Source organism: Cryobacterium sp. SO2, assembly GCF_026151165.2.
In the GTDB taxonomy this organism is placed as follows: Bacteria; Actinomycetota; Actinomycetes; order Actinomycetales; family Microbacteriaceae; genus Cryobacterium.
Genome location: NZ_CP117849.1, coordinates 820,473 through 845,991 on the forward strand (window position 1 = coordinate 820,473; position 25,519 = coordinate 845,991).

The 25,519-nt window shown below is 66.2% G+C and carries 20 protein-coding genes and 3 rRNA genes; 10 read left to right on the forward strand and 13 right to left on the reverse strand.

Features of this window, described 5'->3' with window-relative positions; all coding sequences use genetic code 11:
• Positions 1–5 precede the first annotated feature (5 nt).
• A complete protein-coding gene (locus BJQ94_RS03705; RefSeq protein WP_265398882.1) occupies positions 6–1,106 on the forward strand; it encodes an NAD-dependent epimerase/dehydratase family protein in 1,101 nt (366 codons plus the stop codon).
• Between the two features lie 16 nt (positions 1,107–1,122).
• Here the strand turns inward: BJQ94_RS03705 and BJQ94_RS03710 are convergent, their stop codons facing one another.
• On the reverse strand, positions 1,123–2,274 hold the full coding sequence (locus BJQ94_RS03710) for a HAMP domain-containing sensor histidine kinase (protein ID WP_265398883.1): 1,152 nt from the start codon (positions 2,272–2,274) through the stop codon (positions 1,123–1,125).
• Positions 2,271–3,032, reverse strand: a complete 762-nt coding sequence (locus BJQ94_RS03715) for a response regulator transcription factor (RefSeq protein ID WP_265398884.1) — start codon at positions 3,030–3,032, stop codon at positions 2,271–2,273. The genes BJQ94_RS03710 and BJQ94_RS03715 overlap by 4 nt, the downstream gene beginning before the upstream one ends.
• Before the next feature lie 98 nt (positions 3,033–3,130).
• Here BJQ94_RS03715 and BJQ94_RS03720 point away from each other — a divergent pair, with 98 nt between their 5' ends.
• Genes BJQ94_RS03720 through BJQ94_RS03730 form a run of 3 tightly spaced genes read left to right on the forward strand, consistent with a single transcriptional unit; the run spans position 3,131 to position 5,126 of the window.
• Positions 3,131–3,799: a glycosyltransferase family 2 protein gene (locus BJQ94_RS03720; protein ID WP_265398885.1), complete on the forward strand. Its 669-nt coding sequence runs from the start codon at positions 3,131–3,133 to the stop codon at positions 3,797–3,799.
• The gene (locus BJQ94_RS03725; protein ID WP_265398886.1) at positions 3,796–4,437 is read left to right on the forward strand and encodes a DUF2064 domain-containing protein; all 642 of its coding nucleotides are present in this window, start codon (positions 3,796–3,798) and stop codon (positions 4,435–4,437) included. The genes BJQ94_RS03720 and BJQ94_RS03725 overlap by 4 nt, the downstream gene beginning before the upstream one ends.
• Complete coding sequence (locus BJQ94_RS03730) at positions 4,434–5,126, forward strand: methyltransferase domain-containing protein (RefSeq protein WP_265398887.1); 693 nt, start codon at positions 4,434–4,436, stop codon at positions 5,124–5,126. The genes BJQ94_RS03725 and BJQ94_RS03730 overlap by 4 nt, the downstream gene beginning before the upstream one ends.
• Here the strand turns inward: BJQ94_RS03730 and BJQ94_RS03735 are convergent.
• The gene (locus BJQ94_RS03735; protein ID WP_265398888.1) at positions 5,075–5,560 is read right to left on the reverse strand and encodes a hypothetical protein; all 486 of its coding nucleotides are present in this window, start codon (positions 5,558–5,560) and stop codon (positions 5,075–5,077) included. The two genes, BJQ94_RS03730 and BJQ94_RS03735, sit on opposite strands and share 52 nt — an antisense overlap.
• Entirely contained in the window at positions 5,560–6,747 is a 1,188-nt protein-coding gene (locus BJQ94_RS03740) for a molybdopterin-dependent oxidoreductase (RefSeq protein ID WP_265398889.1), read from the reverse strand. Before BJQ94_RS03740 ends, BJQ94_RS03735 begins: the two co-directional genes overlap by 1 nt.
• A gap of 170 nt (positions 6,748–6,917) precedes the next feature.
• On the opposite strand from BJQ94_RS03740, the gene BJQ94_RS03745 reads away from it, so the two are divergent.
• Positions 6,918–8,327, forward strand: a complete 1,410-nt coding sequence (locus tag BJQ94_RS03745; RefSeq protein ID WP_265398890.1) for a glycosyltransferase family 87 protein — start codon at positions 6,918–6,920, stop codon at positions 8,325–8,327.
• Here the strand turns inward: BJQ94_RS03745 and BJQ94_RS03750 are convergent.
• The 3 genes from BJQ94_RS03750 to BJQ94_RS03760 form a co-directional block, all read right to left on the reverse strand.
• The gene (locus tag BJQ94_RS03750) at positions 8,315–9,892 is read right to left on the reverse strand and encodes a hypothetical protein (RefSeq protein ID WP_265398891.1); all 1,578 of its coding nucleotides are present in this window, start codon (positions 9,890–9,892) and stop codon (positions 8,315–8,317) included. The genes BJQ94_RS03745 and BJQ94_RS03750 overlap by 13 nt on opposite strands.
• A 165-nt stretch (positions 9,893–10,057) precedes the next feature.
• Positions 10,058–10,741 (reverse strand): hypothetical protein, encoded by a 684-nt coding sequence (locus BJQ94_RS03755; protein ID WP_265399050.1) that lies wholly within the window; start codon positions 10,739–10,741, stop codon positions 10,058–10,060.
• 243 nt (positions 10,742–10,984) lie between these two features.
• Positions 10,985–11,431, reverse strand: a complete 447-nt coding sequence (locus tag BJQ94_RS03760) for a metallopeptidase family protein (protein WP_265399051.1) — start codon at positions 11,429–11,431, stop codon at positions 10,985–10,987.
• 44 nt (positions 11,432–11,475) lie between these two features.
• On the opposite strand from BJQ94_RS03760, the gene BJQ94_RS03765 reads away from it, so the two are divergent.
• The 4 genes from BJQ94_RS03765 to rrf all read left to right on the forward strand — a co-directional run bounded on the left by BJQ94_RS03765 (position 11,476) and on the right by rrf (position 17,636).
• Positions 11,476–11,772 carry a DUF3499 family protein gene (locus tag BJQ94_RS03765; protein ID WP_265399052.1) on the forward strand — a complete coding sequence of 99 codons (297 nt, stop codon included), beginning with the start codon at positions 11,476–11,478 and terminating at the stop codon, positions 11,770–11,772.
• 519 nt (positions 11,773–12,291) lie between these two features.
• Positions 12,292–13,812 (forward strand): 16S ribosomal RNA (locus BJQ94_RS03770).
• Positions 13,813–14,265: 453 nt separating this feature from the next.
• Positions 14,266–17,393, forward strand: a 23S ribosomal RNA gene (locus BJQ94_RS03775).
• Positions 17,394–17,519: 126 nt separating this feature from the next.
• Positions 17,520–17,636 (forward strand): 5S ribosomal RNA (gene rrf / locus BJQ94_RS03780).
• The 16S, 23S and 5S rRNA genes sit together here, the layout of an rRNA operon.
• Positions 17,637–18,194: 558 nt before the next feature.
• Here rrf and BJQ94_RS03785 read toward each other — a convergent pair.
• A complete protein-coding gene (locus tag BJQ94_RS03785; RefSeq protein WP_265400743.1) occupies positions 18,195–19,049 on the reverse strand; it encodes an RDD family protein in 855 nt (284 codons plus the stop codon).
• Positions 19,050–19,066: 17 nt separating this feature from the next.
• Between BJQ94_RS03785 and BJQ94_RS03790 the strand changes: the two genes are divergently transcribed.
• Positions 19,067–20,062, forward strand: coding sequence for a stage II sporulation protein M (locus BJQ94_RS03790; protein WP_265400744.1), 996 nt, complete (start codon positions 19,067–19,069; stop codon positions 20,060–20,062).
• Between the two features lie 21 nt (positions 20,063–20,083).
• Here the strand turns inward: BJQ94_RS03790 and BJQ94_RS03795 are convergent, their stop codons facing one another.
• From BJQ94_RS03795 to BJQ94_RS03815, 5 genes are read right to left on the reverse strand one after another with little or no spacing between them, the layout of a single operon-like run.
• Entirely contained in the window at positions 20,084–21,391 is a 1,308-nt protein-coding gene (locus BJQ94_RS03795) for a DUF58 domain-containing protein (protein ID WP_265400745.1), read from the reverse strand.
• 3 nt (positions 21,392–21,394) lie between these two features.
• Positions 21,395–22,396, reverse strand: a complete 1,002-nt coding sequence (locus tag BJQ94_RS03800; protein ID WP_265400746.1) for a MoxR family ATPase — start codon at positions 22,394–22,396, stop codon at positions 21,395–21,397.
• Entirely contained in the window at positions 22,393–23,640 is a 1,248-nt protein-coding gene (locus BJQ94_RS03805) for a DUF4350 domain-containing protein (RefSeq protein ID WP_265400747.1), read from the reverse strand. The genes BJQ94_RS03800 and BJQ94_RS03805 overlap by 4 nt, the downstream gene beginning before the upstream one ends.
• Positions 23,637–24,257 carry a DUF4129 domain-containing protein gene (locus BJQ94_RS03810; RefSeq protein WP_265400748.1) on the reverse strand — a complete coding sequence of 207 codons (621 nt, stop codon included), beginning with the start codon at positions 24,255–24,257 and terminating at the stop codon, positions 23,637–23,639. The genes BJQ94_RS03805 and BJQ94_RS03810 overlap by 4 nt, the downstream gene beginning before the upstream one ends.
• Before the next feature lie 41 nt (positions 24,258–24,298).
• Entirely contained in the window at positions 24,299–25,492 is a 1,194-nt protein-coding gene (locus tag BJQ94_RS03815) for a hypothetical protein (protein WP_265400749.1), read from the reverse strand.
• Between the last annotated feature and the right edge of the window lie 27 nt (positions 25,493–25,519).

The following is a 25,519-nucleotide window of genomic DNA, read 5'->3' on the forward strand; positions in this document are numbered from 1 at the left end:
CAGACGTGATCGACACCAGCACCGCAGTGCCGCCGGCGGGGGACACCGCCGGCCACCTCCTGATCACCGGCGGCGCCGGCTTCATCGGCGGCGCCATCGTCTCGGCCGCGCTCGAGCGGGGCTGGCGGGTGCGGGTGCTCGATTCCCTCCGTCGCGACGTGCACGGCGGTCTGCCGACCCCCGACCCGCGAGTCGAGTTCGTGGTCGGCGACGTGACCGACCCCGTCGTCGTCGCGCACTCGCTCCTCGGCATCGACGTGGTCTGCCACCAGGCGGCCAAGGTCGGCCTCGGCGTCGACTTCTCCGACGCTCCCGACTACGTGCACAGCAACGAGGTCGGCACGGCCGTGCTGTTGGCCGGTATGGCGGATGCCGGGATCGTTCGATTGGTCCTGGCCTCTTCGATGGTCGTCTACGGCGAGGGCAGCTATCGCGGCAGCGCCGGGTTCGCCCGGCCCGGCCCGCGACGCGCCACCGACCTGGATGCGGGCCGGTTTGACCCTCTCGACGAGGTGACGGGCGCGCCTCTCGAGCCGACGCTCGTGGCAGAGGACGACCCGCTCGACCCCCGCAACGTCTACGCGAGCAGCAAACTGGGGCAGGAGTACCTGGCCACGTCGTGGAGCCGCAGCACCGGCGGCCGGGCAGCCGCGCTGCGCTACCACAACGTCTACGGCCCCGGCATGCCGCAGAACACCCCGTACGCGGGTGTCGCATCGCTGTTCCGGTCCGCGCTGCAACGCGGCGAGGCGCCGACGGTCTTCGAAGACGGCCGGCAACGCCGGGACTTCGTGCACGTGCGGGACATCGCCTCCGCCAACATCGCCGCGATCGAGTGGACGGCCGCCTCCGACGCCGGCGTCTTCCGCGCGTTCAACGTCGGCAGCGGTACCGTGCACACCATCGGCGACATGGCCGAGGCGCTCAGCCGGGCCGCCGATGGTCCGGCCCCGGTCATCAGCGGGGAGTACCGCCTCGGCGACGTCCGGCACATCACGGCGTCGTCTGAGCGCCTCCGCACCGAGCTGGGCTGGCAGCCATCGGTCAGCTTCGAGGACGGCATGGTTGAGTTCGCAACGGCACCGCTGCGGGCAGCCGTCCGCTAACCCAACCCGGCCGGGTTCACGGCACCGTGGTGGCCGGTTCCAGCGGAAGCAACAGGTCGAACCGGCAGCCGCCGGCCACATTGTGCACAGTCACCTCGCCGCCGTGGGCGGCGACGATTCCCTCGACGATCGCCAAGCCGAGCCCGGCGCGTCCCCGGTCGGCCGGCTCCACGCCGGGGGTACGCGGTTCACTGCCCCGCCACCCGGCTTCGAACACCCGTCCCAGATCGGCCGGGTGGATGCCGCCGGCGCTGTCCTGCACCGAGATGACCGCTCGTCCGTCGGCGTGGTCGGTGACCGCGACCACGATGGCGCTGCCCGGCGTCGACTGTTGAACCGCGTTCATCACCAGATTGCCCACGGCCCGCGACAGCTCTCCGGGGTCGGCCCGGATGGTCAAGCCCATCGCACCCTCGAACCGGAGGTCAAGCGACTTCTCCCTGGCGACCGGCCCGAGGTCGGCGACGGTGTCGCTGATCAAGTCATAGAGGGCCACCCGCTGCAACCTCAACCGCAGGGTGCCGGAGTGGATGCGCGACAGCTCGAAGAGATCGTCGACCATGCCCGTGAGCCGGTCGACCTGGCCGCGGATCTGGCGGTAATAGCGGCGGGGGTCCTCCACCATGTCGTCTTCCAGCGCCTCCGACATGGCCCTGATGCCCGCCAGCGGCGTGCGCAGGTCGTGCGAGATCCACGCGACGAGTTCTCGCCGGGAGGCGTCGATCCGGCCCTCGCGGTCCCGCAGCTCCTGCAGTCGTTCCCCCGTCGCGGCCAGCTGGCCGGCCAGGGCGGCGAATTCGTTGTTGCTGTGGCGTTCGGGGGAGGCCACCGGCTCTCCCCGGCCGAGGCTCTCCGCTGCGCGGGTGAGGTAGCGGCTGTCCCGCACCAGGGCCCGCCCGAGCAGGGCGGCCATCACGAGCGACACGCTGCCGGCCACCCCGGCCACGAAGTAGAACACCGTCAGGTCGTGGTCGGACACGTACATCAGCGAGGCGGCCGCGGCCATCCCGCTGACCACGGACACCACGGTGGCCAGGGCGACCACCACGAGCTGAAGCACCAGGGAGTACCGGGCCAGCAACCGCAGGGTGATCAGGCCCAGTGCCCCGACGATGATGGCGGTGGCCAGGGCGATCACGACGACGCTGACCAGCCCGTAGAGGTTCATCGGCGGGCTCCGGAGTCCTGGTCGTCCGGGCGGGAGGCGACCAACGGCTCGGGGTCGAACCTGTAGCCGACGCCCCACACCGTGTTCAACAGGCGGGGCCGGGTCGGGTCGGCCTCGATCTTCTCCCGCAACCGGCGCACATGCACGGTGACCGTGGACAGATCGCCGAAGTCCCAGCCCCAGACCGACTTGAGCAGGTCCTCCCGGCTCAGCGCCAGGTGCGGCCGGCCGATCAGGTGTGCGAGCAGGTCGAACTCCCTGGCGGTGAGCACAAGCGGCTCGCCGAACATCCGCACCTCGTGTGCCGCGAGGTCCAGCGAGAACGGCCCGGCTTCGACCGCGCCGCTCGGCGCCGTTTCCGGCACGCTCCGGCGCAAGACCGATTGCACCCGCAGCACGAGTTCCCGCGGGGAGAACGGTTTGGCGAGATAGTCGTCCGCGCCGGCCTCGAGACCCTCGATCCGGTCTTCCTCCTCGTCGAGGGCGGTGAGCATGATCACCGGCACAGCCCAGGCAGCCTTGAACCGGCCGCAGACCTCGATCCCGTCCATTCCGGGCAGCATCCGGTCGAGCACGACCAGGTCCGGCCGGTTCGTTCCGGCACGGCGCAGGCCGTCCAGGCCGTCCGGCGCCTGCTCGACGGTGAAGCCGGCTGCGCTCAGGTAGCTGCAGACGATTTCGGAGACCGTCGGATCGTCGTCGATCACCAGGATGCGGCGCGGAGTCTCGGGGAGCCCCGTCGTGGGCGTTGGATTCACCCTTGAAGGATAATCGCTCCCCGCCGCATCCCGATCCTTCCGCACTCCGTAACGTTTGGTGGTGCGGCGGCAGGTGACCCCCGACATAGGGTCGAGAGGTGAGTGAATACCGAGTTGACATCGTGTTTCCGTGCCTGAACGAAGCCGGCGCCCTGCCCTGGCTGTTGGGGCGGCTGCCAGAGGGATACCGGGCGATCGTCGTCGACAACGGGTCGACAGACGGGTCGGCCGAGATCGCGTCTTCGGCCGGCGCCACGGTGGTCCACGAAACCCGCCGCGGCTTCGGCGCGGCCGCTCACGCCGGGCTGCTGCACGCCAGCGCAGCCATCGTCGCCTTCTGCGACGCCGACGCGTCGATGGATCCGCAGGACCTGCCGCTGGTGGTGGATCCCGTCGCCGCCGGGGAGGCCGACCTGGTGCTCGGCCGGCGCCGCCCGACGACCGCCGGATCGTGGCCCCTGCACGCCCGGATAGCAAATACCACTCTTTCTTGGCGACTGCGCCGAATAACAGGTGTGAACATCTACGACTTGGGCCCGATGAGGGCCGCCCGGCGAGAAGACCTCCTGTCCCTCGACCTCCAGGACCGGCGCAGCGGGTATCCGCTCGAGGTCTTCCTCAAGGCGGCCGCGCGAGGCTGGCGCATCCGTGAGGTCGACACCCCGTACGCCCCGCGCGTCGGGCGCAGCAAGGTGACCGGCACCGTGCGCGGCACCCTCACGGCCATCGGCGACATGTCCCGACTCCTCAAGGAGGCCGGACGATGACCACCCTGATCGTGATCGCAAAGGAATGCCTGCCCGGCAAGGTGAAGACCCGGCTGCACCCGCCGCTCAGCCTCGCCCAGGCCGCGGAGCTGGCCGCCGCCAGCCTCGACGACACCCTCGAGGCCGTCGCCGCCCTGCCGGCGACACGCCGGGTGCTCGCCTTCGACGGCGAGATCCCCCCGGCCGCCGCGGCCGGCTACGACATCGTGCCGCAGGTTGCCGGCGGACTCGACGAACGCCTCGGCGCCATCTTCGACGGCTGCACCGAGCCCGCGGTGCTGATCGGCATGGACACCCCGCAGGTGTCCGCCGCCCTCCTCGCCCCGATCTTCACCGCCTGGCCGGACGACGTCGACGCCTGGTTCGGGCCTGCCGCCGACGGCGGATTCTGGGCGCTCGCACTCCGGCAGCCGAACGGCGACCTGATCCGGGGTGTTCCGATGTCCCGCGACGACACCGGCGACCGCCAACTCGACCGGCTCCGTTCCGCCGGACTGCGGGTGCGGATGCTGCCGACCCTCACCGACGTCGACCACATCGAGGATGCCCATCACGTGGCCGCCCTCGCACCGAACCGCCGGTTCGCGGCGACGCTGGCCGGCTTCGGTGCAGCCCTGCTCAGCGGGGCGAGCCGATGACGCTGCTCACCGGGCGCTCGGACGTCGAGCAGCCCACCACTTTCGGTTCCGGCGGCACCGAACCCTACGCGGCAGCCCTGCAGCAGGAGTCCGCGGTGCTGTACCTGCGGAACAATACGGCTCAGCTCACGGCCTCTGCGCCCATGGACGCCGGCCGCTGGAGCGCCGACGCCGACGCCACCGATCTTGACGTGCTGACGGATGCCACCGGGCCGGTGCTCGACATCGGCTGCGGCCCCGGCCGGATGATCCGCGCCGCCATGGACCTGGGCATGTCGGCCGCCGGCGTCGATGTGTCACCCACGGCGGTGCGCATCGCCACGGCCGCTGGGCTCGCGGTGTTCAACCGCTCGGTGTTCGCCCCCATGCCGCTCGAGGGCGGCTGGGGCACGGCTCTCCTGCTCGACGGCAACATCGGCATCGGCGGTGACCCGGCGGCCCTGCTCGCGCGATGCGCGCAGCTCCTCGCCGTTGACGGCGCGCTCATCGTGGAGGTCAGCCAGGATCCGATTCGGGAGCACGCCTTCGAGGGCACCCTCGAAGACGCTCAGGGCCGTCGCAGCGACGTCTTCCCCTGGGCCGAAATCGGGCTCGTGCCGCTTCGTGCGCGCGCCGAGGAGGCCGGCCTCGCGGTGGCTCAGGACTGGGTCAGGGACGGACGCTGGTTCGCCCGCCTGGTGCGCAGGTAGAGCCAGACGGAGAGGGCGCCGCCCGCCAGCGCGAGGGTGAGCCAGAACAGGCCCAGGTTCACCGCGTAGTCCAGCGGGAGGATGGTGGGGTTCTTGGGCCCCAGGTCCTGCGCCACGATCGCCGGCACCACGATCAGCGTCATCAGCGAACCCAGCACGATGACGGCCTGCGCCGTCACGATGATGCTGCCGGCCAGCCGGTGCCCAGCGCGTCGGGTGAGCACCCCGAGCCCGAACACAAGGGGGGAGATCACGGCGTCGTGCAGCACGATGGCCGCGCCGATCCACAGCGCCACCCCGGGCAGGCGCCGCAGTGAGACGGTGTCGACCAGGACGTAGGCGCCCCAGGCGAGCCCGAGCACACCGAGCGCGAGGAGTGCGATCCGCGCCGCGCGCATCCGGCGCGTCGGTACGAGGGGTGCTGGTGTCGTCATCACGCGTCGATCGCCTCGATCCGGCTGAGCCATTTGGTCTGCAGAACGCCGGGCCTTCCCGGCGCGATCATGCGCGCCGGGTAGCCGTGTTCGAGGTCGAGGGTCTCGCCGTTCAGTTCGAGGGCGACGAGGGTGAGCTCGTCCCGCACGTACTCGTGGCCCATTTCGGTCTGTTTGAAGCCGCCGCGCTGCTCGAGGCTGATCAGCCTGAAGTCGGTGTCGGGGGAGCCGCCGACCTCGTCGATGAGGTCGCGGAGGCGCACCCCCCGCCAGGATGCCATCTGGCTCCAGCCCTCGACGCAGGAGATGGGCAGGTCCACGTCGGTCTGCGGTAGGGCAAGCAGCTCGGTGCGGGTGAAGGAGCGTTCGGTTCCGCCTGAAGCGACAGTGAGCACCCAGTCGGACGCCAGGGCAGTCGTCGCCACCTTCGCCTGGGCGGAGGTGCGGTTCACGGGAACGCCCTGCTGGCCGACTCCCTTCTTGCGCGGTCCGAAGACGTTGATCGCGTCGAGGGGCGCAAAGGTCTGGCCTGCGGTGAGTCCCACGACCGCCGCAACCGCCAGTGCCACCGTGGTGAGAAAGCCGCGCCGGCTGGTGCGCGCCGGAAGGTTGGGCGTCGCATCGATGTAGGACAGCAGCCGCCCGGTCAGGCCTCGTGTTCGTGGCAGCCCCTCCGTGGGGACCTCGGCGGTGACGGTGTCCACCGGGTGCCGTTCCTCCGGGCCCGGCGTGGGGGCGGAGCGCCAGTGCGCCGCGATCAGCGGCAGCTTCACACCGATATGCACCAGCAGTGAGCCGATGATCACGAAGGAGAGCGCGAAATGCACCTGCTTGAACGGGAACGGGAACGGATACCACTGGTAGGTGTTCAGCAGGCCGATGGTGATTTCCACCAGGGAGGCGCCCACGAAGAGCGCGATCGACGCGCGTTCGAAAAAGTTCACGAACGAGGTGACCGGCGGGTACTGGAAGAGCTGCGGGAAGACCACGTAGAGCTTCGCCAGCAAGAGCGGGAAGCAGGCGATCCCGGTGACGATGTGCGTGCCCTGGGTGAGTTGGTACAGCCCGGCCGGCCGGGTGGGGAAGGTCATCCACGGCAGTGGTTGCTGCAGGAAATGGCTGTACAGTCCGGTGCCGAAGCAGAGCAGGAATGCCAGGCCGAGCAGCCGACCGATTACGGTCGCCATCCGGGGATTTCGCACCGGAGAGGCGAGCTGGGCCCTGGCCTCGTACATCAATCGGCGCATAGTCCATTCCACCATCTCATGGAGCACTGCAGGTGTATGCAATCCTTACAGTTCGATGACGGGCCGCCGGTCGGTCGGGACGTGTTCGCTCGCTCGGGGAGGATGGCAGGGTGCGTATAGCCATCGTCTCGGCCCTTCTTGTCATCAGCGCCGCTGTCACTGCGGGCCTGGTGGTGGCCTTCGACCTGTTCCGTCCGCACCGGGACACCGTGCCGCTGCTCGTGGGCACCCTCGTGCTCTGGCTGCTGTTCGCCGCGGCCGTGCTGGCATTACGGAAGGTCAGGGGCAAGGCCGTCGTGGTGCTGGTGCTGGCCGGATCCGTCGTGCTCGGCGGGGCCGCGATGGCCGGCCCGCCGAATACGAGCACCGACTCCGCCCGGTACGCCTGGGATGGCATCGTGCAGAATGCCGGGATCTCGCCGTACGCCTACACGCCCGCTGACGACCGGCTCGACGGCCTGCGGCCGGACTGGCTGTTCCCGGCCCCGGTGGCCGTCGACGCGGACGGCGGCGTCAAGTGCGTGGGGGAGCGCATCGAGACCGTGGACCGGGGCGAGACCCTGCCGCTCTGCTCGGCGCTGAACCGCACCAGAGTGCCCACGATCTACCCGCCGGCCGCCGAAATCTACTTCGCCGCCGTCCGCGCCGTCGTCGGCGCCGAGGCCGGCTATTGGCCGTTGCAACTGACGGGGTTGCTGCTCAGCGTCGGCATCACTGGGATGCTCCTGGTGGGCATGCGGCGCCGTGGCATCGACCAGCGCTACGCGGCGCTCTGGGCGTGGTGTCCGCTGGTCGCCACTGAGGGCATCACCAACTCCCACGTCGACCTGCTCGGTGTGGCCTTCGTGCTGGCGGCTGTCTTCTGGGTCAGCAGCGCACGGTACGTCCGCGGCGGGATCCTCCTGGGGATGGCCATCGGCGTCAAGCTCATCCCGGCCATAGCCGCGCCGGCAATGCTCAGGAGGCAGGGCTGGAAGGTTGTCGTGGCGGCGGCCCTGACCTTCCTGCTGCTCTACGTGCCGTATGTGCTGGCCACCGGCATCGGAGTACTCGGCTACCTGCCCGGCTACCTCACCGAGGAAGGATACGAGGACGGGTCCAGGTTCGCCCTCGTGTCGCTGATCGCGCCCGGCAGCTCAGCCATCGTCGTGGCGGCGATCCTGCTGGCCGGACTGGCCGCGTTCACGATCTGGAAGACCGACCCTGATCGCCCCTGGCTCGGCCAACTTGTGATGATCGGCGGCACCCTCCTGGTACTCAGCCCGCGGTACCCCTGGTACGCGTTGCTCCTGCTTCCCTTCATCGCGCTCAGCGGCCGCTGGGAGTGGCTGGCGATCCCGCTCGCCCTCACCGTGCGACTGTTGGTTCCCTCGCTCACGGTCACCAGGGTGTCGCTCGCGGTCGCGCTGCTGATCATCGTTGTCGTGTCGGTGCGGCGCGCGGGCCCCGGCGCCTGGGGCCGGTGGCGTGCTGCCCTGCCCGGTGTGAAGACCGGGCCGCAGGGCGATCAGCGTTCGTAGCGCAGCACGTTGACCCCGGTGAGTCCCCATTCTTCGTCGAGGGAGTAACCGAGGGCGGCGAGTTTCTCGGTCACACTCGGCCGCCAGTCCTGCTTGTCGCTCGTGACCAGCCAGACCGCATCGACGCCGTCGAGCCGGTCGGTCACCGCGTCCAGGGGGTACCGGGTCTCCCACAGCTCGCCGGTCTGGGCCGCGGGGGTCTTCAACTTCACATCGATCAGCCCGGTGAAGGCATCCGGGTACGAGTACGCGATCACCCGGGTCGTCGCGGCGGGATGCTGGCGCACCGGCCCATAGATGACGGCGCCGGTCTCGCCCGGATGGGCGGCGCGCTCCCGGCTGATCAGGTCGGCGACCTCGCTCCACGACGAATTCTGCTTGGCTTCCGGCTGGCGCTGCGCGACGAACTGCGGGGCAGCCAGGGCGACGAGCACGACGAGCGCCGTGATGATGAGCCAGCGACGCCGCAGCGCGGCGAGCCCCACTCCGATCAGGATGGCCACGGCCGGCGCACAGAACGTGAGGTAGCGCGGCGAGTACAGCGGCGACAGCAGTGCGGACACCAGGATCACGCCGAGCGTCGGCACCGCCAGCCAGGGCAGGGCGACGGCCAACAGCGATGGATTCCGGGCGCCGGCGCTCGGCGCGGGGGAGCCGGTGGCCCGCGACCGGCCACGGATGAGGGCGACGACGCCGATCACCAGCAGCGCCCAGGCCACGACCGCGAAGGCCGGGTTCAGGTAGAACCACTGGGTGACGAAGACACCGTTCCAGCTGCCCCAGCTGATCGGGGCGATCCAGCTCACCTGGCCGGACTGCCGCACCACGGCCAGTGCGAACGGCAGTAACAGAAGTGCGGCGGCGACGGAGGCCAGCGCCCAGCCGGCCAACGACGCTCGAGCCGCCGGGTCCCGGCGTCGCGCGGCCCACACGGTCCAGAGCGCGGTGAGGCCGTGCGCGGCCACCAGGAAGGCGAGGTAGATGAACGTGGCGGTGGCAGCCACCGCGGCCAGACCGTACAGCGCCCACCAGAGCAGCCGGATGTGTCGGGGAGCGGGGCCGCGCCGCCAGGCCGCCAGGAAGACGAGGGTCAGGGCGATCGCGAGGGCGGCGGTCAGCGCGTACGACCGGCCCTCCGTTCCCATCCAGGTCACCCTGGGCAGCAGGCAGAACACGATACCACTGAGAACGGCGGTGCGGCGGCTGGCCCGGGATGACACGAGTAGCACCGTGAGCGCGGCGCTGACACCGACGAACACGGCGCTGGGAAGCCGCAGGGCGAATGAAGAGTAGCCCACGAGGTCGAGCCAGAGGTGCATCCCGACGTAGTACAGGCCGTGGACCGCATCGACGCTCTGCAGCATCCGGCCCAGTTCGGGCCAGCTCCGCATGGTGGCGGAGATTGTGGCCGCCTCATCGAACCAGATGGACGGCTGCCAGGCCAAGGCGAGGCTGAGGATGGCGCCGAACGCTCCGACGACGGCCGCTGCCCGCCACTCGCTCGCAACGGGTATGCGACCGGAGCGCGTGACGGAGCGCCGCGGGCTCGAGATGGTGGCGATCATGCGCTGGCTTTCGGTTTGTTCCTGGTGGGGGTCGATTCGTGGCGGGCGCCCTGTCGAGGTTAGGGGACGTTACCGGGGAATCTACCCGGAGCCGCTCCGTCACCGCCGGGTGCGCGAAAAAACGGCCGAGCGGGTGCTCGGCCGTTTTTCGGGTGGTGCTGGGTGTTACTTGGTGGCGACGGTGATGGTGGCGATGCCGACGAGGAGCTGGTCGGCGACGGCGTCGGTGTTGAAGGTGCTGTTGAGCAGGCCGGCGGCTTCGGCGGAGATGTGCACGGTGGTGCCGGTGAGGATGGCGTTGTCGCCGTCCATCTGGAGGGGCTTGAGGGTTCCGCCGTAGAGGTTGAAGAGGAGGACCTGGGTGGCGGCGGATTCGCCGTTGACGGTGACGTCGCCGAAGAGTTCGGAGGTGCCGGGGTCGATGGTGAAGTTGGTCAGTTCGACGACGGTGTCTCCGGCGGTGAGGGAGAAGCCGCTGCCTTCGTGTTCGATGTTGCCCTGGACGTAGGGGCGGTAGTCCTCGGCGGGGTCGTAGTAGTCGACGTTGCCGCCGGTGATGGGGAAGTGGAGGCTGCCTTCTTCGAGGGTGGCGGTGCCGACGGTGCCGGGGGTGAGTCCGAGGCTGGTGAGGGCGGCGGCGAAGTCGGCGTCCAGGAGGACGGCGGTGTCGACACCGGTGAGGCTGGGGATGGAGGCGACGGGGGTGGGGGTGGCTTCGGCGGAGCTGCTGCTGGAGCTGCTGGACGAGGAGGACGTCGACGTCGAGGCCTCGGTGGAGCAGGCGGCGAGGCCGGCGACGAGCAGGCCGGCGGTGGTGAGTCCGAGTGCGGTCTTGGTGAAGCTGCGCATGATGTGTTCCTTTGCTGTGGGGATGGTCTGCGGGGTGTTGCTGGTGTTGCTTGGTATGCAGGTGGTTCGGCCCCATGCCAGAAAAGGTTTGGTCAATCTCAAAAGTCGTCGCTCGAGCCCTCACCCAGACGTGTGTGTGCGTCGTGCCCCGTCCGCTGGTCGAGCTTGTCGAGACCCCGCGACATACTTACGTGTCCTGCCCCGCGCACTGGTCGAACGTGTCGACGTGTGCCCCGGTGCTTGCTAGAAGTGACGGAAGCGGTCGGGCGCGAGATCCCAGGGATCCTTGCCGAGCAACTCGGCAATGGCCCGGAAGACACAACTCTCGATCACCATGCGCTGATGGAACTCGTCGTTCCGGTGCAGCCGGCTGAGGCGCTGGATCGGCAAGCGGTAGAACGTGATCCGCCGCTCGCGGGCATCCACGGCGAAGCGCTCGACCCCCACGTCGGGGATGACGGAGAACGGCCCAGGGGCAACCTCGAAGACGACATCGCTCAATTCGGTGGGCCACACCATGCGCAGGTAGTCCACCGTGGAGGCGATCGTCATGTCGAACGAGTCGATACGTGTGCGCAGCGGAGGGAGGAATGGCCCGGTGGCCGAACTCCGCACGCCGCGGCCGTGCCGGTCCCTACCCCGGCCGCGGAGGGTCGGGGTTTGCACGAGCGTGCGGCGGGAACGGGCCATGGCCTCAGTCTACTTCCGTCGCTTCGGCGGTATCCTGAATCACCATGTCAGCCAGAGCGTGTTCACGAATCTCCTGCAGCGACGAGGCCGTTGCGACCCTGACCTTCTCCTATGCCGACTCCATGGCCGTTCTGGGCCCGCTCGCCGGCACCCATGAGCCGCACACCTATGACCTGTGCGACCGGCACGCGCGCCTCACTTCGGCGCCCCAAGGTTGGCAGCTGATCAGGCATCGGATTGTGTCGATAGCTGATGCCGGCCCCGACGCGTCACAGCGTGCGAATGGGCCCGACACGCCCGGGCGCATGGGGCAATTTGCGGCCCCCTCAGAATCCCCGTAATGTCATCTCTCGTCACCCCACAGGTTCGGAAAAGCCGCAGAGCTTCCGGCCTCAAGCGGGACCAAATCCCAGTCAAATCACACTCCATTCGCTTATAGCGATGGGTCATTGGTTTGCTGGAAATCAGCATTTCGCACGATCCGTCAGTCGATGGAACGGAGCGTTTTCAGGCACTAGTTTGCCGAAAACACGCCGCTCACTCGATTTGACACGGATTCGAGCGGAGGCTAAGGTAGTCAAGTTGCCCCGGAGCGACAGCCAATAACATGGCCTGAAGTCGGGTGCGTCCGATCCTTGAGAACTCAACAGCGTGCACAATGTCAAATGCCAAAAACCTCGGTCGTAGGGCTCCTTTCTAGGGAGTACCGCGGAAGAGATTCCTTTGGAAAACATTTAAACAACAAAGCAAGTCAGTAATGATTTGTTCTGTCAGTTTCAAACTTGTGTCTTGTTCGCCTATTCCGGCGGCTGGACACACTAGATGTGCCCACTGAGCTTGCTCGGTGAGGCTATTAAACATTTACGGAGAGTTTGATCCTGGCTCAGGACGAACGCTGGCGGCGTGCTTAACACATGCAAGTCGAACGGTGAAGAGGAGCTTGCTCCTTGGATCAGTGGCGAACGGGTGAGTAACACGTGAGTAACCTGCCCCAAACTCTGGGATAAGCACTGGAAACGGTGTCTAATACCGGATACGAGCTTCAGCCGCATGGCTAGGAGCTGGAAAGAATTTCGGTTTGGGATGGACTCGCGGCCTATCAGCTAGTTGGTGAGGTAATGGCTCACCAAGGCGACGACGGGTAGCCGGCCTGAGAGGGTGACCGGCCACACTGGGACTGAGACACGGCCCAGACTCCTACGGGAGGCAGCAGTGGGGAATATTGCACAATGGGCGCAAGCCTGATGCAGCAACGCCGCGTGAGGGACGACGGCCTTCGGGTTGTAAACCTCTTTTAGTAGGGAAGAAGCGAAAGTGACGGTACCTGCAGAAAAAGCACCGGCTAACTACGTGCCAGCAGCCGCGGTAATACGTAGGGTGCAAGCGTTGTCCGGAATTATTGGGCGTAAAGAGCTCGTAGGCGGTTTGTCGCGTCTGCTGTGAAAACCCGAGGCTCAACCTCGGGCCTGCAGTGGGTACGGGCAGACTAGAGTGCGGTAGGGGAGATTGGAATTCCTGGTGTAGCGGTGGAATGCGCAGATATCAGGAGGAACACCAATGGCGAAGGCAGATCTCTGGGCCGTAACTGACGCTGAGGAGCGAAAGCATGGGGAGCGAACAGGATTAGATACCCTGGTAGTCCATGCCGTAAACGTTGGGAACTAGATGTGGGGACCATTCCACGGTCTCCGTGTCGCAGCTAACGCATTAAGTTCCCCGCCTGGGGAGTACGGCCGCAAGGCTAAAACTCAAAGGAATTGACGGGGGCCCGCACAAGCGGCGGAGCATGCGGATTAATTCGATGCAACGCGAAGAACCTTACCAAGGCTTGACATATAGAGGAAACGGCTGGAAACAGTCGCCCCGCAAGGTCTCTATACAGGTGGTGCATGGTTGTCGTCAGCTCGTGTCGTGAGATGTTGGGTTAAGTCCCGCAACGAGCGCAACCCTCGTCCTATGTTGCCAGCACGTAATGGTGGGAACTCATGGGATACTGCCGGGGTCAACTCGGAGGAAGGTGGGGATGACGTCAAATCATCATGCCCCTTATGTCTTGGGCTTCACGCATGCTACAATGGCCGGTACAAAGGGCTGCAATACCGCAAGGTGGAGCGAATCCCAAAAAGCCGGTCTCAGTTCGGATTGAGGTCTGCAACTCGACCTCATGAAGTCGGAGTCGCTAGTAATCGCAGATCAGCAACGCTGCGGTGAATACGTTCCCGGGCCTTGTACACACCGCCCGTCAAGTCATGAAAGTCGGTAACACCCGAAGCCAGTGGCCAAACCCGCAAGGGATGGAGCTGTCGAAGGTGGGATCGGTGATTAGGACTAAGTCGTAACAAGGTAGCCGTACCGGAAGGTGCGGCTGGATCACCTCCTTTCTAAGGAGCACAGCAGTGCCGTCTGTATACAGCGGAGTAACACTGCCAAGTCATACGAAGACGAATGTTCTTCGATGGCGCTCATGGGTGGAACATTGACATTGATACAGAAACAGAACAGTTGAATCCAGTACGCCGCTTGCGGTTGGAGAGGTTTGGTTGTCGAGGGAATGTATATGCACGCTGTTGGGTCCTGAGGGACCGGAACGATCAGGGCAACCTGGTTGGACTTTTCCTCTGGACCTTTTTCGGTCAACAGTCGTACCTCTCGGGGTCGTTGGTCGTAAGGGGTACCGCCCGTACTTTGAGAACTACACAGTGGACGCGAGCATCTTAAATTTGAACCCTTCGGGGTCAAATTACAAAGATCAACACACTCTTTGAGTGTGTGATCATTGGTCAATTTCGGTCGCGAATTTATTCGCGGCACTTAATCGATTCAAACTCATGTGATTTCAAATTTCTAAGAGCAAACGGTGAATGCCTTGGCATGTAGAGCCGAAGAAGGACGTAGTAATCTGCGATAAGCCTCGGGGAGTTGATAAACGAACTGTGATCCGAGGATGTCCGAATGGGGAAACCCCGCCAGGCCCGCAAGGTGACCTGGTGACTCCCGCCTGAATATATAGGGCGGGTAGAGGGAACGTGGGGAAGTGAAACATCTCAGTACCCACAGGAAGAGAAAACAATAGTGATTCCGTTAGTAGTGGCGAGCGAACCCGGATGAGGCTAAACCGATCATGTGTGATAGCCGGCAGGCGTTGCATGGTCGGGGTTGCGGGACTTTTCTGCTGATTCTGCCGAACAGTGAGCGTTACAAAGTTGTATAGACGAACAGGATTGAAAGCCTGGTCATAGAGGGTGCGAACCCCGTAGTCGAAATGCAGCGATGGCGCGAAGAGTATCCCAAGTAGCACGGGGCCCGAGAAATCCCGTGTGAATCTGTCAGGACCACCTGATAAGCCTAAATACTCCTACATGACCGATAGTGAACAAGTACCGTGAGGGAAAGGTGAAAAGTACCCCGGGAGGGGAGTGAAATAGTACCTGAAACCGTTTGCTTACAAACCGTTGGAGCACCCTTTGTTGGTGTGACAGCGTGCCTTTTGAAGAATGAGCCTGCGAGTTAGTGATATGTGGCGAGCTTAACCCGAGAGGGGAATGCGTAGCGAAAGCGAGTCTGAATAGGGCGATTCAGTCGCATGTCCTAGACCCGAAGCGAAGTGATCTATCCATGGCCAGGTTGAAGCGACGGTAAGACGTCGTGGAGGACCGAACCCACTTCAGTTGAAAATGGAGGGGATGAGCTGTGGATAGGGGTGAAAGGCCAATCAAACTTCGTGATAGCTGGTTCTCTCCGAAATGCATTTAGGTGCAGCGTTGCGTGTTTCTTGCCGGAGGTAGAGCTACTGGATAGCCGATGGGCCCTAAAAGGTTACTGACGTTAGCCAAACTCCGAATGCCGGTAAGTGAGAGCGCAGCAGTGAGACGGTGGGGGATAAGCTTCATCGTCGAGAGGGAAACAACCCAGACCACCATCTAAGGTCCCAAAGCGCGTGCTAAGTGGGAAAGGATGTGGAGTTGCATAGACAACCAGGAGGTTGGCTTAGAAGCAGCCACCCTTGAAAGAGTGCGTAATAGCTCACTGGTCAAGTGATTCCGCGCCGACAATGTAACGGGGCTCAAGCACGCCACCGAAGTTGTGGCATTGATATTTTTGGTAAGCCGCACCCTTGTGGTGTTGGTTCAGCCGTGTTGATGGGTAGGAGAGCGTCGTGTGGCCAGCGAAGCGGCGGTGTAAACCAGCCGTGGAGGCTACACGAGTGAGAATGCAGGCATGAGTAGCGAAAGACGGGTGAGAAACCCGTCCTCCGAAAGATCAAGGTTTCCAGGGCCAGGCTAATCCGCCCTGGGTAAGTCGGGACCTAAGGCGAGGCCGACAGGCGTAGTCGATGGACAACGGGTTTATATTCCCGTACTGATGAAAAACCGTCCAAGCTAATCCAGTAATGCTAAGCATCTGAATCCTCTAGATGGATCCCTTCGGGGTGAAGCGTGAGGCCTAGCGTGCGACCCTATGCTGGTGCGGTTAGCGTATTAACAGGTGTGACGCAGGAAGGTAGCTGAGCCGGGCGATGGTTGTCCCGGTCTAAGGATGTAGGGCGAACGATAGGCAAATCCGTCGTTCATTAAGCCTGAGACCCGATGGGTAGCCCGTAAGGGCGAAATCAGTGATCCTATGCTGCCAAGAAAAGCATCGACGCGAGGTTTTAGTCACCCGTACCCCAAACCGACTCAGGTGATCAGGTAGAGAATACTAAGGAGATCGAGAGAATCGTGGTTAAGGAACTCGGCAAAATGCCCCCGTAACTTCGGGAGAAGGGGGGCCTGAGGCGTGAAGGGATTTACTCCTGGAGCGTTCGAAGGCCGCAGAGACCAGTGGGAAGCGACTGTTTACTAAAAACACAGGTCCGTGCCAAGTCGCAAGACGATGTATACGGACTGACGCCTGCCCGGTGCTGGAAGGTTAAGAGGAACGGTTAGCCGCAAGGCGAAGCTGAGAATTTAAGCCCCAGTAAACGGCGGTGGTAACTATAACCATCCTAAGGTAGCGAAATTCCTTGTCGGGTAAGTTCCGACCTGCACGAATGGCGTAACGACTTCCCAGCTGTCTCAACCGCGAACTCGGCGAAATTGCATTACGAGTAAAGATGCTCGTTACGCGCAGCAGGACGGAAAGACCCCGTGACCTTTACTACAGCTTGGTATTGGTGTTCGGTGTGGCTTGTGTAGGATAGGTGGGAGACTTTGAAGCTTGGACGCTAGTTCAGGTGGAGTCATCGTTGAAATACCACTCTGGTCATATTGGATACCTAACTTCGAACCGTGATCCGGTTCAGGGACAGTGCCTGGTGGGTAGTTTAACTGGGGCGGTTGCCTCCTAAAAAGTAACGGAGGCGCCCAAAGGTTCCCTCAACCTGGTTGGCAATCAGGTGTCGAGTGTAAGTGCACAAGGGAGCTTGACTGTAAGACTGACAAGTCGAGCAGGGACGAAAGTCGGGACTAGTGATCCGGCAGTGGCTTGTGGAAGCGCTGTCGCTCAACGGATAAAAGGTACCTCGGGGATAACAGGCTGATCTTGCCCAAGAGTCCATATCGACGGCATGGTTTGGCACCTCGATGTCGGCTCGTCGCATCCTGGGGCTGGAGTAGGTCCCAAGGGTTGGGCTGTTCGCCCATTAAAGCGGTACGCGAGCTGGGTTTAGAACGTCGTGAGACAGTTCGGTCCCTATCCGCTGCGCGCGCAGGAAATTTGAGAAGATCTATCCCTAGTACGAGAGGACCGGGATGGACGAACCTCTGGTGTGTCAGTTGTTCCGCCAGGAGCACCGCTGATTAGCTACGTTCGGAACGGATAACCGCTGAAAGCATCTAAGCGGGAAGCCGGCTTCGAGATGAGATTTCCATCCCTTAGGGGGAGAGGCTCGCAGCTAGACTACTGCGTTGATAGGCCGGATGTGGAAGTGGGGACTAAAGACCCACGGAGCTGACCGGTACTAATAAGCCGATAATTTGATAACACTCAGTTTGAATAAGCTGCTATGCGTCCACTATGTGGTTCTCGATGTACGGTCGAGAACAAACACACTCCTCATGGGAGTGTTCTATAACTAAAAATATAGATTCGATTCACCATCACCAGGTGTTTCGGCGGCTATAGCAAGAGGGAAACGCCCGGTCACATTCCGAACCCGGAAGCTAAGACTCTTTGCGCCGATGGTACTGCAGGGGGGACCCTGTGGGAGAGTAGGACACCGCCGGACTTAACTTAAGTAACACACGAAATGGCCACCCCCCAGGGGTGGCCATTTTGCGTTTAACCACCCCGCCCGTCCCGCGACCCGTGAGTAAAACCCCCAAAACCCCCGGTTTTCGGGGTCAAACTCACGGCTCGCGAACCCACTGCACCGGGCGCGACACCTACGCACGTCACCGGGTCTCGACGAGCTCGACCAACGGACGGGCGCGACCCGCAGACATCCGCCCGCGCGCATCCGCGAACCGTGAGTAGAGCCCCGAAAACCCGCGCTTTTCGGGGTCAAACTCACGGCTCGCGAACCTGCTCCGATCGGGAACGCGCCCCTCCCGCCGGTCGAGCCTGTCGAGACCCCGCGAGACGACCTGCGGAACGCACGCCGCACACCGGCACCCCGCGGAACCCACGCTCGTTACCGGGTCTCGACGAGCTCGACCAGCGGATGGGCGCGACCCGCCGGCATCCGCCCGCGCGCATTCGCGAACCGTGAGTAGAGCCCCGAAAACACGTGATTTTTGGGGTAAAGCTCACGGCTCGCGGGCGGGGCGAGTGGGGGAGGGCGGGGTCAGCGGTCGGGGAAGTTGTGGGGGTGGCCGGTGAGGACCGGGGCCAGGGCGTCCAGGCGGGTGCGCTCGAGAAGGTGGCCGGCGTACTCGCGCTTGCGACGCACGTCCGCGACGCCGATGAGGAGGTACTCCGGCGGCACCGGCGGCAGAGGCGACACGAACGGTGCCACCTCGGCGGCGAGGCTTGCCGCCAGGCGCACCCGGGTGTCGGGGGAGAGCTGGTGGGCCTGCCTGAGGAACTGCGCCACCCGACGTGACAACCGGTCGGGCAGGCGCGCAACGTCCACGGTATCCGCCCAGGACTCCAGAACCGGGGGCAGCACGAAGCTGGGTTCGCTGAACCGCGGCACCCGCTCGTGCTGGCTGTAGGTTCCGGCCAGCAGATCGCCGAGCCGTTTGGACCTGGAGTTGAGAAGTGCGCAGGTCACCGCGAGACCGCCGAAGGTGAGGAAGATCTCGATCACCCCCATCAGCGCGCGAATGAAGGAGTGTCGAAGCCCAGTGGCACCACCGTCGTCTCGCACGATGCGCGCGCCGATCGCCCACCTGCCCAGGGACCGGCCGTGTGACACCGTTTCCACGAGCATGGGCACGACCAGGAGAGAGAAGACCAGTCCGGACACGGCCAGCGCTTGTGCCAGGGCCTCGTCGATACCGTCGCCGAAGAGCACCGACACGACCAGGGCCATGAGCAGGAACAGGCCGACGTAGGCGACCCAATCGATCATGGTGCCCGCTGCCCGCAGGATGACGCTCGCCGGCCGCACGTCGAGGGCAACGGCCTCCCCGGTTACCAGCTCGTGCTCGATCAGGGAATCTTCACCATGATCGGCCGCTTTCCAGGGCTGCGCCATGTCTACTATTGAACCAGATGGATCTCGACGCGTATTCAGCGGCGCACCGCGCCGAGTGGGACCGCCTGGCCGGACTCGGCCGCCGGCGGCAGCTCAGTGGCGCCCAGGCCGATGACCTGATCCAGGGCTACCAGGCCGGTGCCACCCAGCTCTCGGTGATCAAGACGGCCGCGGGGTCGACCGTGCAGGGCGACCGGCTCTCGGTGATCCTGTCCCGGGCCCGGTTGCGTTTCACCGGAGCCGGAACCAATGTGTTGTCGCAGGTGCCCCGGTTCTTCCTGGCCCAGCTGCCGGCCGCGCTCTACCGCCTGCGGTGGCTCACCCTCGCCGTCGCGGCCGTCACGGCGGTTGTCGCGACCTTGTACGCGGTCTGGGCCCTGAACAACCCGGCGGTGCTGGCGAACTTCGGTTCCCCGGCCGAGCTCGACCAGCTCGCGAACTCGGGTTTCGTGTCGTATTACTCGGAGAACCCGGCGGCGTCGTTCGCCGGGCGGGTCTGGACCAACAACGCCTGGATCGCCGCCCAATGTGTGGCCTTCGGCATCGTGGGCGTCTATGTGCCGTACATCGTGCTGCAGAACGCCCAGAACCTCGGTGTGACCGCGGCGGTGATGTTCGCCTACGACCAGGGCGACACCTTCTTCCTCTATATCGCCCCGCACGGCCTGCTCGAGTTGACGGCGATCTTCGTGGCCGCCGCGGCAGGTCTGCGCATCTTCTGGGCTTGGATCGCGCCCGGTGCGCGCACCCGTGGGCAGGCCCTGGCTGAGGACGCCAGGGCGCTCTTCACAGTGGCCATCGGGTTGGTCTTCGTGCTGTTGGTCTCGGGCATCATCGAGGGCTTCGTGACACCGGCGCCGTGGCCGTGGCCGGTGAAGATCGGCATCGGCGCGGTGGCGCTCCTGGCGTTCCTCGCGTACATGCTGGTGCTGGGCGGGCGGGCCTCCCGCGCCGGGGAGACCGGAGACCTCGCCGAATTCGAGGCAGGCACCGCCCGCGTCTTCGCCGGTTGAGCTTCTGGCCACAGCCCCGAGCTACAGACGACCGGCGGCCTTGAGCGCGATGTAGCGGTCGGCCAGGGCCGGCGGCAGCTGATCGGGAGACGCGGTGACCACATCGGCCCCCAGCTGCCGGACGGCGGCCGCCACCCGCGCGGAATCCAGCAGGGTACGTTCGGCGGATGCGGCGCGATACACGCTCTCCCGGTCGCCACGGATGCGTGTCTGGCCGACCACCGCGGGATCCGTGACCGACGCCACCAACACTGTGTGGCGCTGGGTGAGCTGTGCGAGCACCGAGAGCAGCCCGGTCGACGCGCCGGGGGCATCCATCGGGGTGAGCAGCACCACCAGGGCACGCTGGCCCGTGATACCGCGAATCTGCGCGGGCAGCCCGGTCCAGTCCATCTCGATGAGTTCGGGTTCGATCAGCGCCATGCCGTCGACCATCCGGCTGAGCAGGTCGGCGCCGGACGCGCCCTGCACCCGCGCGCGGACGCGGCGGTCCCAGGCGAGAACATCGACCCTGTCGCCGGCCCGGGAGGCGAGCGCGGCCAGCAGCAGCGCCGCCTCGAAGGCCGTGTCGAGCCGGGGTTCGTCGGCGACCCGCGCGGCCGAGGTGCGACCGGTGTCGATGACGATCACGATGCGCCTGTCCCGTTCGGGCCGCCAGGTTCGCACCACGACGTCGTTGCGGCGGGCGGTGGCGCGCCAGTCGATGGAGCGCACGTCGTCACCGCGCACGTACTCGCGGAGGGAGTCGAATTCGGTGCCCTGACCGCGGACGAGGACACTCGTGCGGCCGTCGAGTTCCTTGAGCCTGCTGATGCGGGACGGCAGGTGCTTGCGGGAATGGAACGGCGGCAGGACGCGGATGCGTGCGGGCGCGACGAGGGTGGCCTGCCGGGCGCACAGGCCCAACGGGCCCAGCGAGCGCGCGGTGACGTGGGCCGCGGTGCGTTCGCCCCGTCGCGTGGGGCGCAGCGTGAGCGCCACGAGGCGTCGTTCGCCGGATGGCAGTGTCACGGCCGTGCGGTTGTTGCCCGCGCCGGCAGACGGCTGCCAGCCGTCCCGAACCACGCCGCGCAGCCGGCGCCGGCCGTCGTTGGTGAGGTACAGCTCGCTGGTCACCGCCTCACCCAGCCGCACCCGGGCGGGCAACACCCGGGTGACCGTGAGGGTGCGCGGCGACGCCGCCAGGGCGAGATCGATGCCCCCGAGCACCAGGCTGAGCAGCAGCCACCCGGCCAGCACCGCGAGCGCGGTCGGCGTGGTATCGCCGAGCAGCACAAGAGGCACAACGCCGAGGGCGATGAGGAGAACGAACCTGCCGGTCAGGGCCATCGGCTAGATCGGAACCTGGACGTGCTGCAGCACACCGTGCAGGATCGCGTCGACGGTGATGCCCTCCAGCTCCGCCTCCGGGCGCAGCTGGATGCGGTGCCGCCAGACCGGCAGCACCATGGCCTGAACGTGGTCGGGGGTGATCGACGCGTACCCGCTGAGCCAGGCCCAGGCCTTGGCGCTGGCCAGCAGGGCGGTGGTGCCACGCGGGCTGACGCCCAGCTTGGCCGACGGGCTCTGCCTGGTGGCCCTGGCCAGGTCGACGATGTAAGCCAGCACGTCCGGGCTCGCGCCGACCGCGGCGACCGAGGCCTGGGCTGCTGCGAGCTCGGCCGCACCGAGCACCGGGGTGACGCCGGCCGCGGCGAGGTCGCGGGGGCTGAACCCGGCGGAGTGCCGACGCAGCACCTCGAGTTCCACGTCCCGCTCCGGGATGTCGAGAACGAGCTTGAGCAGGAACCGGTCCAGCTGGGCCTCAGGGAGCGTGTAGGTGCCCTCGTACTCGATCGGGTTCATCGTCGCAGCCACGATGAACGGCTCGGGGAGGGCGAGCGAGAGCCCGTCGACACTGACCTGGCGCTCCTCCATCGCTTCGAGCAGGGCGGACTGGGTCTTCGGCGGGGTGCGGTTGATCTCGTCTGCGAGCAGGATGTTTGTGAAGACCGGGCCATTGCGGAACTCGAACTCGCCCGCCTTGGCGTCGTAGATGAGCGACCCGGTGACGTCGCCCGGCATCAGGTCCGGTGTGAACTGGACCCGCTTGGTGTCGAGGCTGAGCGCGTGGCTGAGTGAGCGCACGAGCAGGGTCTTGGCCACACCGGGCACCCCCTCGAGCAGCACATGGCCGCGGGCGAGGAGCGCGATGATCAGACCGGTGACCGCGCCGTCCTGCCCGACGACGGCCTTGCCCACCTCGGTGCGCACCTGGGCGAGAGAGCGGCGCAGGCTGTCGACCGAGGCGTCGGCTGGCGTGGTGTCGGCGGATGTCGCGGCTTGACTGGTCATGGTTCCATTCTTCCGGTAGACGGGGGAGCTGCGGGGGAGGGGCCGGATCCGGGCGGCCGCGCGGCCACCGCCGTCGCGTCCTCAAGATCGTCGATGGCGGTAGACAGCGCCATCAGGTCTGCATCGTTGTCCGGGACCTCTCCGACGAGTGCGGCGTACACACTCTCGGCGGGGCGCCCGGTGAGTGCCGCGACGGTGCTGATCACCTGGTCGAGCGGTGCCGTGCGCGGCAGACCGGCAGCCAGGGCCATCCTGGTGATGGCGCCGATCCGGATGGCGTCGATCGCGCGCAGCCGGGCGTTCCCCCTGGCGTACAGGCGGGCACGGCCCTCCATGGTCTCGCTGGCCCGCACGACGACGGGAAGGTTCTCGGCGACGAGCGGTCCGAAGCGCCGGCCGCGCCAGACCATGGCGGCAATCGCGGTGCCGGTCAACAGCAGAAGGACGGGTGTGACCCAGCCGGGGGTGAGAGCCCCGAGCGACGGTGGACCCGTCACGGGCACATCCGCCAGCGTCGGCAGGTACCAGACCAGGGTGTCATCGGCGCCGAGCAGGTTGAGCGCCAGCGCCGCGTTGCCCGAGGTGGCGATCTCGTCGTTCGCGAAGACCGCGGTGTCGGCGACCAGGGTCAGGGTGCGGCCATCCGTGACCTTCTCGACCACCGAGAAGGTGCCGTCACCGCCGGGGAAACAGCCCGTGTACCCGGGGGTATCCGCGGCGAGCCCCAGGGTCTTGCCGCCGGGCGACAGCGTGCCGGCGGCGATGGCGGCCGGAAGAGTGCACTGGGCGGTGAGGGAATCCGCGGGGGAAATCCCTCCGAAACCCACCTCGGGTGCCAGAGCCTGCAGGGTGAGGAAGCCGGGGTCGGCCACGACCGTGCGGCGGGCGAGAGCGCCGAGCTCGGTGAGCTGGTCGGACTCGAGGAACGCCTGGGGGTCGGTGAAGAACAGGGTGGCGTCGTCATGAGCGGATATGGTCTTGCTCGCTTCGTCGAGCGTGTCGACGGGCAGCACGGTGACACCCTGCTGGCGCAGCACCTCGACGAGGGCCATGCTGCCGGCCTGGGCTGGGTTGTCGGCCGCGAGCGGCGGGCCGGATGAGCCGCCGGCCGCCGTGGCGATGAAAGCGATGACCGCGACGAGTACCGCCCCGATTCCGGCCACGACCCAGAAGGCCGAGGTGCGCAGGGCCGCCCGGATCGTCGGCGTGCTGGACCGGTGTGTCGGGGCGAGGGTGGGGCTCATGGCGCCGGCACCGGCACCGATGGCTGCGGGCGGGCGGCCTGCAGGTCGGCATCGAGGGCGGCCAGGGCGCGATAGCCGGATTCGGTTCCGCTGCCGCCCAGGTAGCGGACGCTCTCGAAGACGACGGCGCCCGCACGCAGCCTGTCCAATTCGGCAGGGAAGGCAGCGCCGGCCAGCTCGGCGACGCTGTGCGCCGTCGTGCCCGGTGTCGGCCGCACTATCGTGCGTTCAACCAACGCTTGCGCGATCGCCCGGAAGGCTTCCTCGCTGGCCAGGGTCCAGTCGAGCGCGTCGGCCGCCGTCGCGGCGGCCGCGCGCAGCTGGGCGGCGGTGCGGCGGTCGTCCTCGGCGAAGATCCCCGTGGCACTCTGGCGGCGCCTCGCACGACGTGGCAACCCGAAGATGAGCACAGCGGCCACCACAACAGCGATGCCCACCAGCGTTCCGATGACAGACAGCCACCCGCCGCTTCCATCTCCGGAGAACGACAACGACCCCAACCAGTCGACGATGGCCTGCGACACCCTGTCGAACCAGGTGGGCTGGGCAGCCTGGTAGGGAGCCTTGGCCAGCTCGTCGCGCAGCCACTGCTGCGCCTCAGGCGCGTCAGGATCCACCGGGATCCCTATCCATGCCAAGCCGAGCCCCCACACCGCGATCATGCCCAGGGCGCCCCCGGGTCAGGACGAGGGGCGTCATCGGCCGTCGGCGCCGGATCTCGCACGAGATAGGGATCGGCGGTCTGGCTGCCGGGGGCGGCCTCGACGAACCGCTGGAGCTCGAGGTCGAGGCCCTCCTTGCGCATCCGCAGGTCGATGTAGATGAGCGCGACGGCGGCGGACTGAACGACGGCGGTCACGGCACCGATCACGAGGGTGATCAGGATCGTGAGCACGTACAGCACGGCCGCGGGAATGTACGCCTCGATGCTCGCATTCGGGTCGATGAGCGCAGTGGCGGCGCCGAACAGCAGCGAGAGGGGCGTCGTCACGATCTGCGAGATCACGCCGACGATGAGCGAGATGAGCAGCAGGACGCCGAGCGTGCGCCAGAAGAACCCGGTGGTGAGCGACCAGGAGCGGCGGACCGCCGGCCAGACGCGCAGCCGCTCAAGCACGATCAGGCTCGGGACAACGGCGGTCTTCGTGTTCACCCAGGCGAAGCCCGCGATCAGGGCGAGTCCGCCGAAGACCCCGATGAGAACCGCGAGCCCGATCCACGCGCCGCCCAGCAGCACGCAGGCGACGACCAGGCCACCGATGAGGAGAACGCCCACCAGGATCGCCGCTGTGAGGAGCAGCGTCCAGCCGAGCAACGGCCAGACGCGCCGGCCCACCTGACGCCAGAGCGCCGTCAACCGCAGCTTCTCGCCGAGAGTTCCCCTGGCGACCTCGAGAACGATGACGCCCTGGAGCATGGCGGACGCCACCACCAGCAGGGCGATCGGGATCAACGCGGACAGCACGATGGCGAGGATCGCTCCGGCCTCCACGGCGTCCTGATCCTCGACGGAGGCCGCGTCGATGCGGCCGATCGCGAAGAACGTCACCGCGCCGACCACCACCAGAGTGACCAGCAGGTACGCAGCCTGCACGAGCAGGGCGCTGCCGAAGGTGGCCTTGGGGTTGCGCCGCAACACCTGGAAGGGCGCGCCGAGCAGGGTGCCGAAACCGAGCGGCCGGAGCGGGATGAGGCCAGGTTTGGGCGGAGGAGTCCAGGCGGGCGGCGGGGCCTGCCGGTAGCCGCCTTCCGGGTCGACGGGAGGGTACCCGGGCGGCCCGCCCTGAGCGTATTCGCCGTAGCGGGGGCGGTCCGGATCGTTCGTCGGGGGGTGCCAGTTAGGGTCCGTCACGCCTCCATGCTGGCATACCTGAAGTCT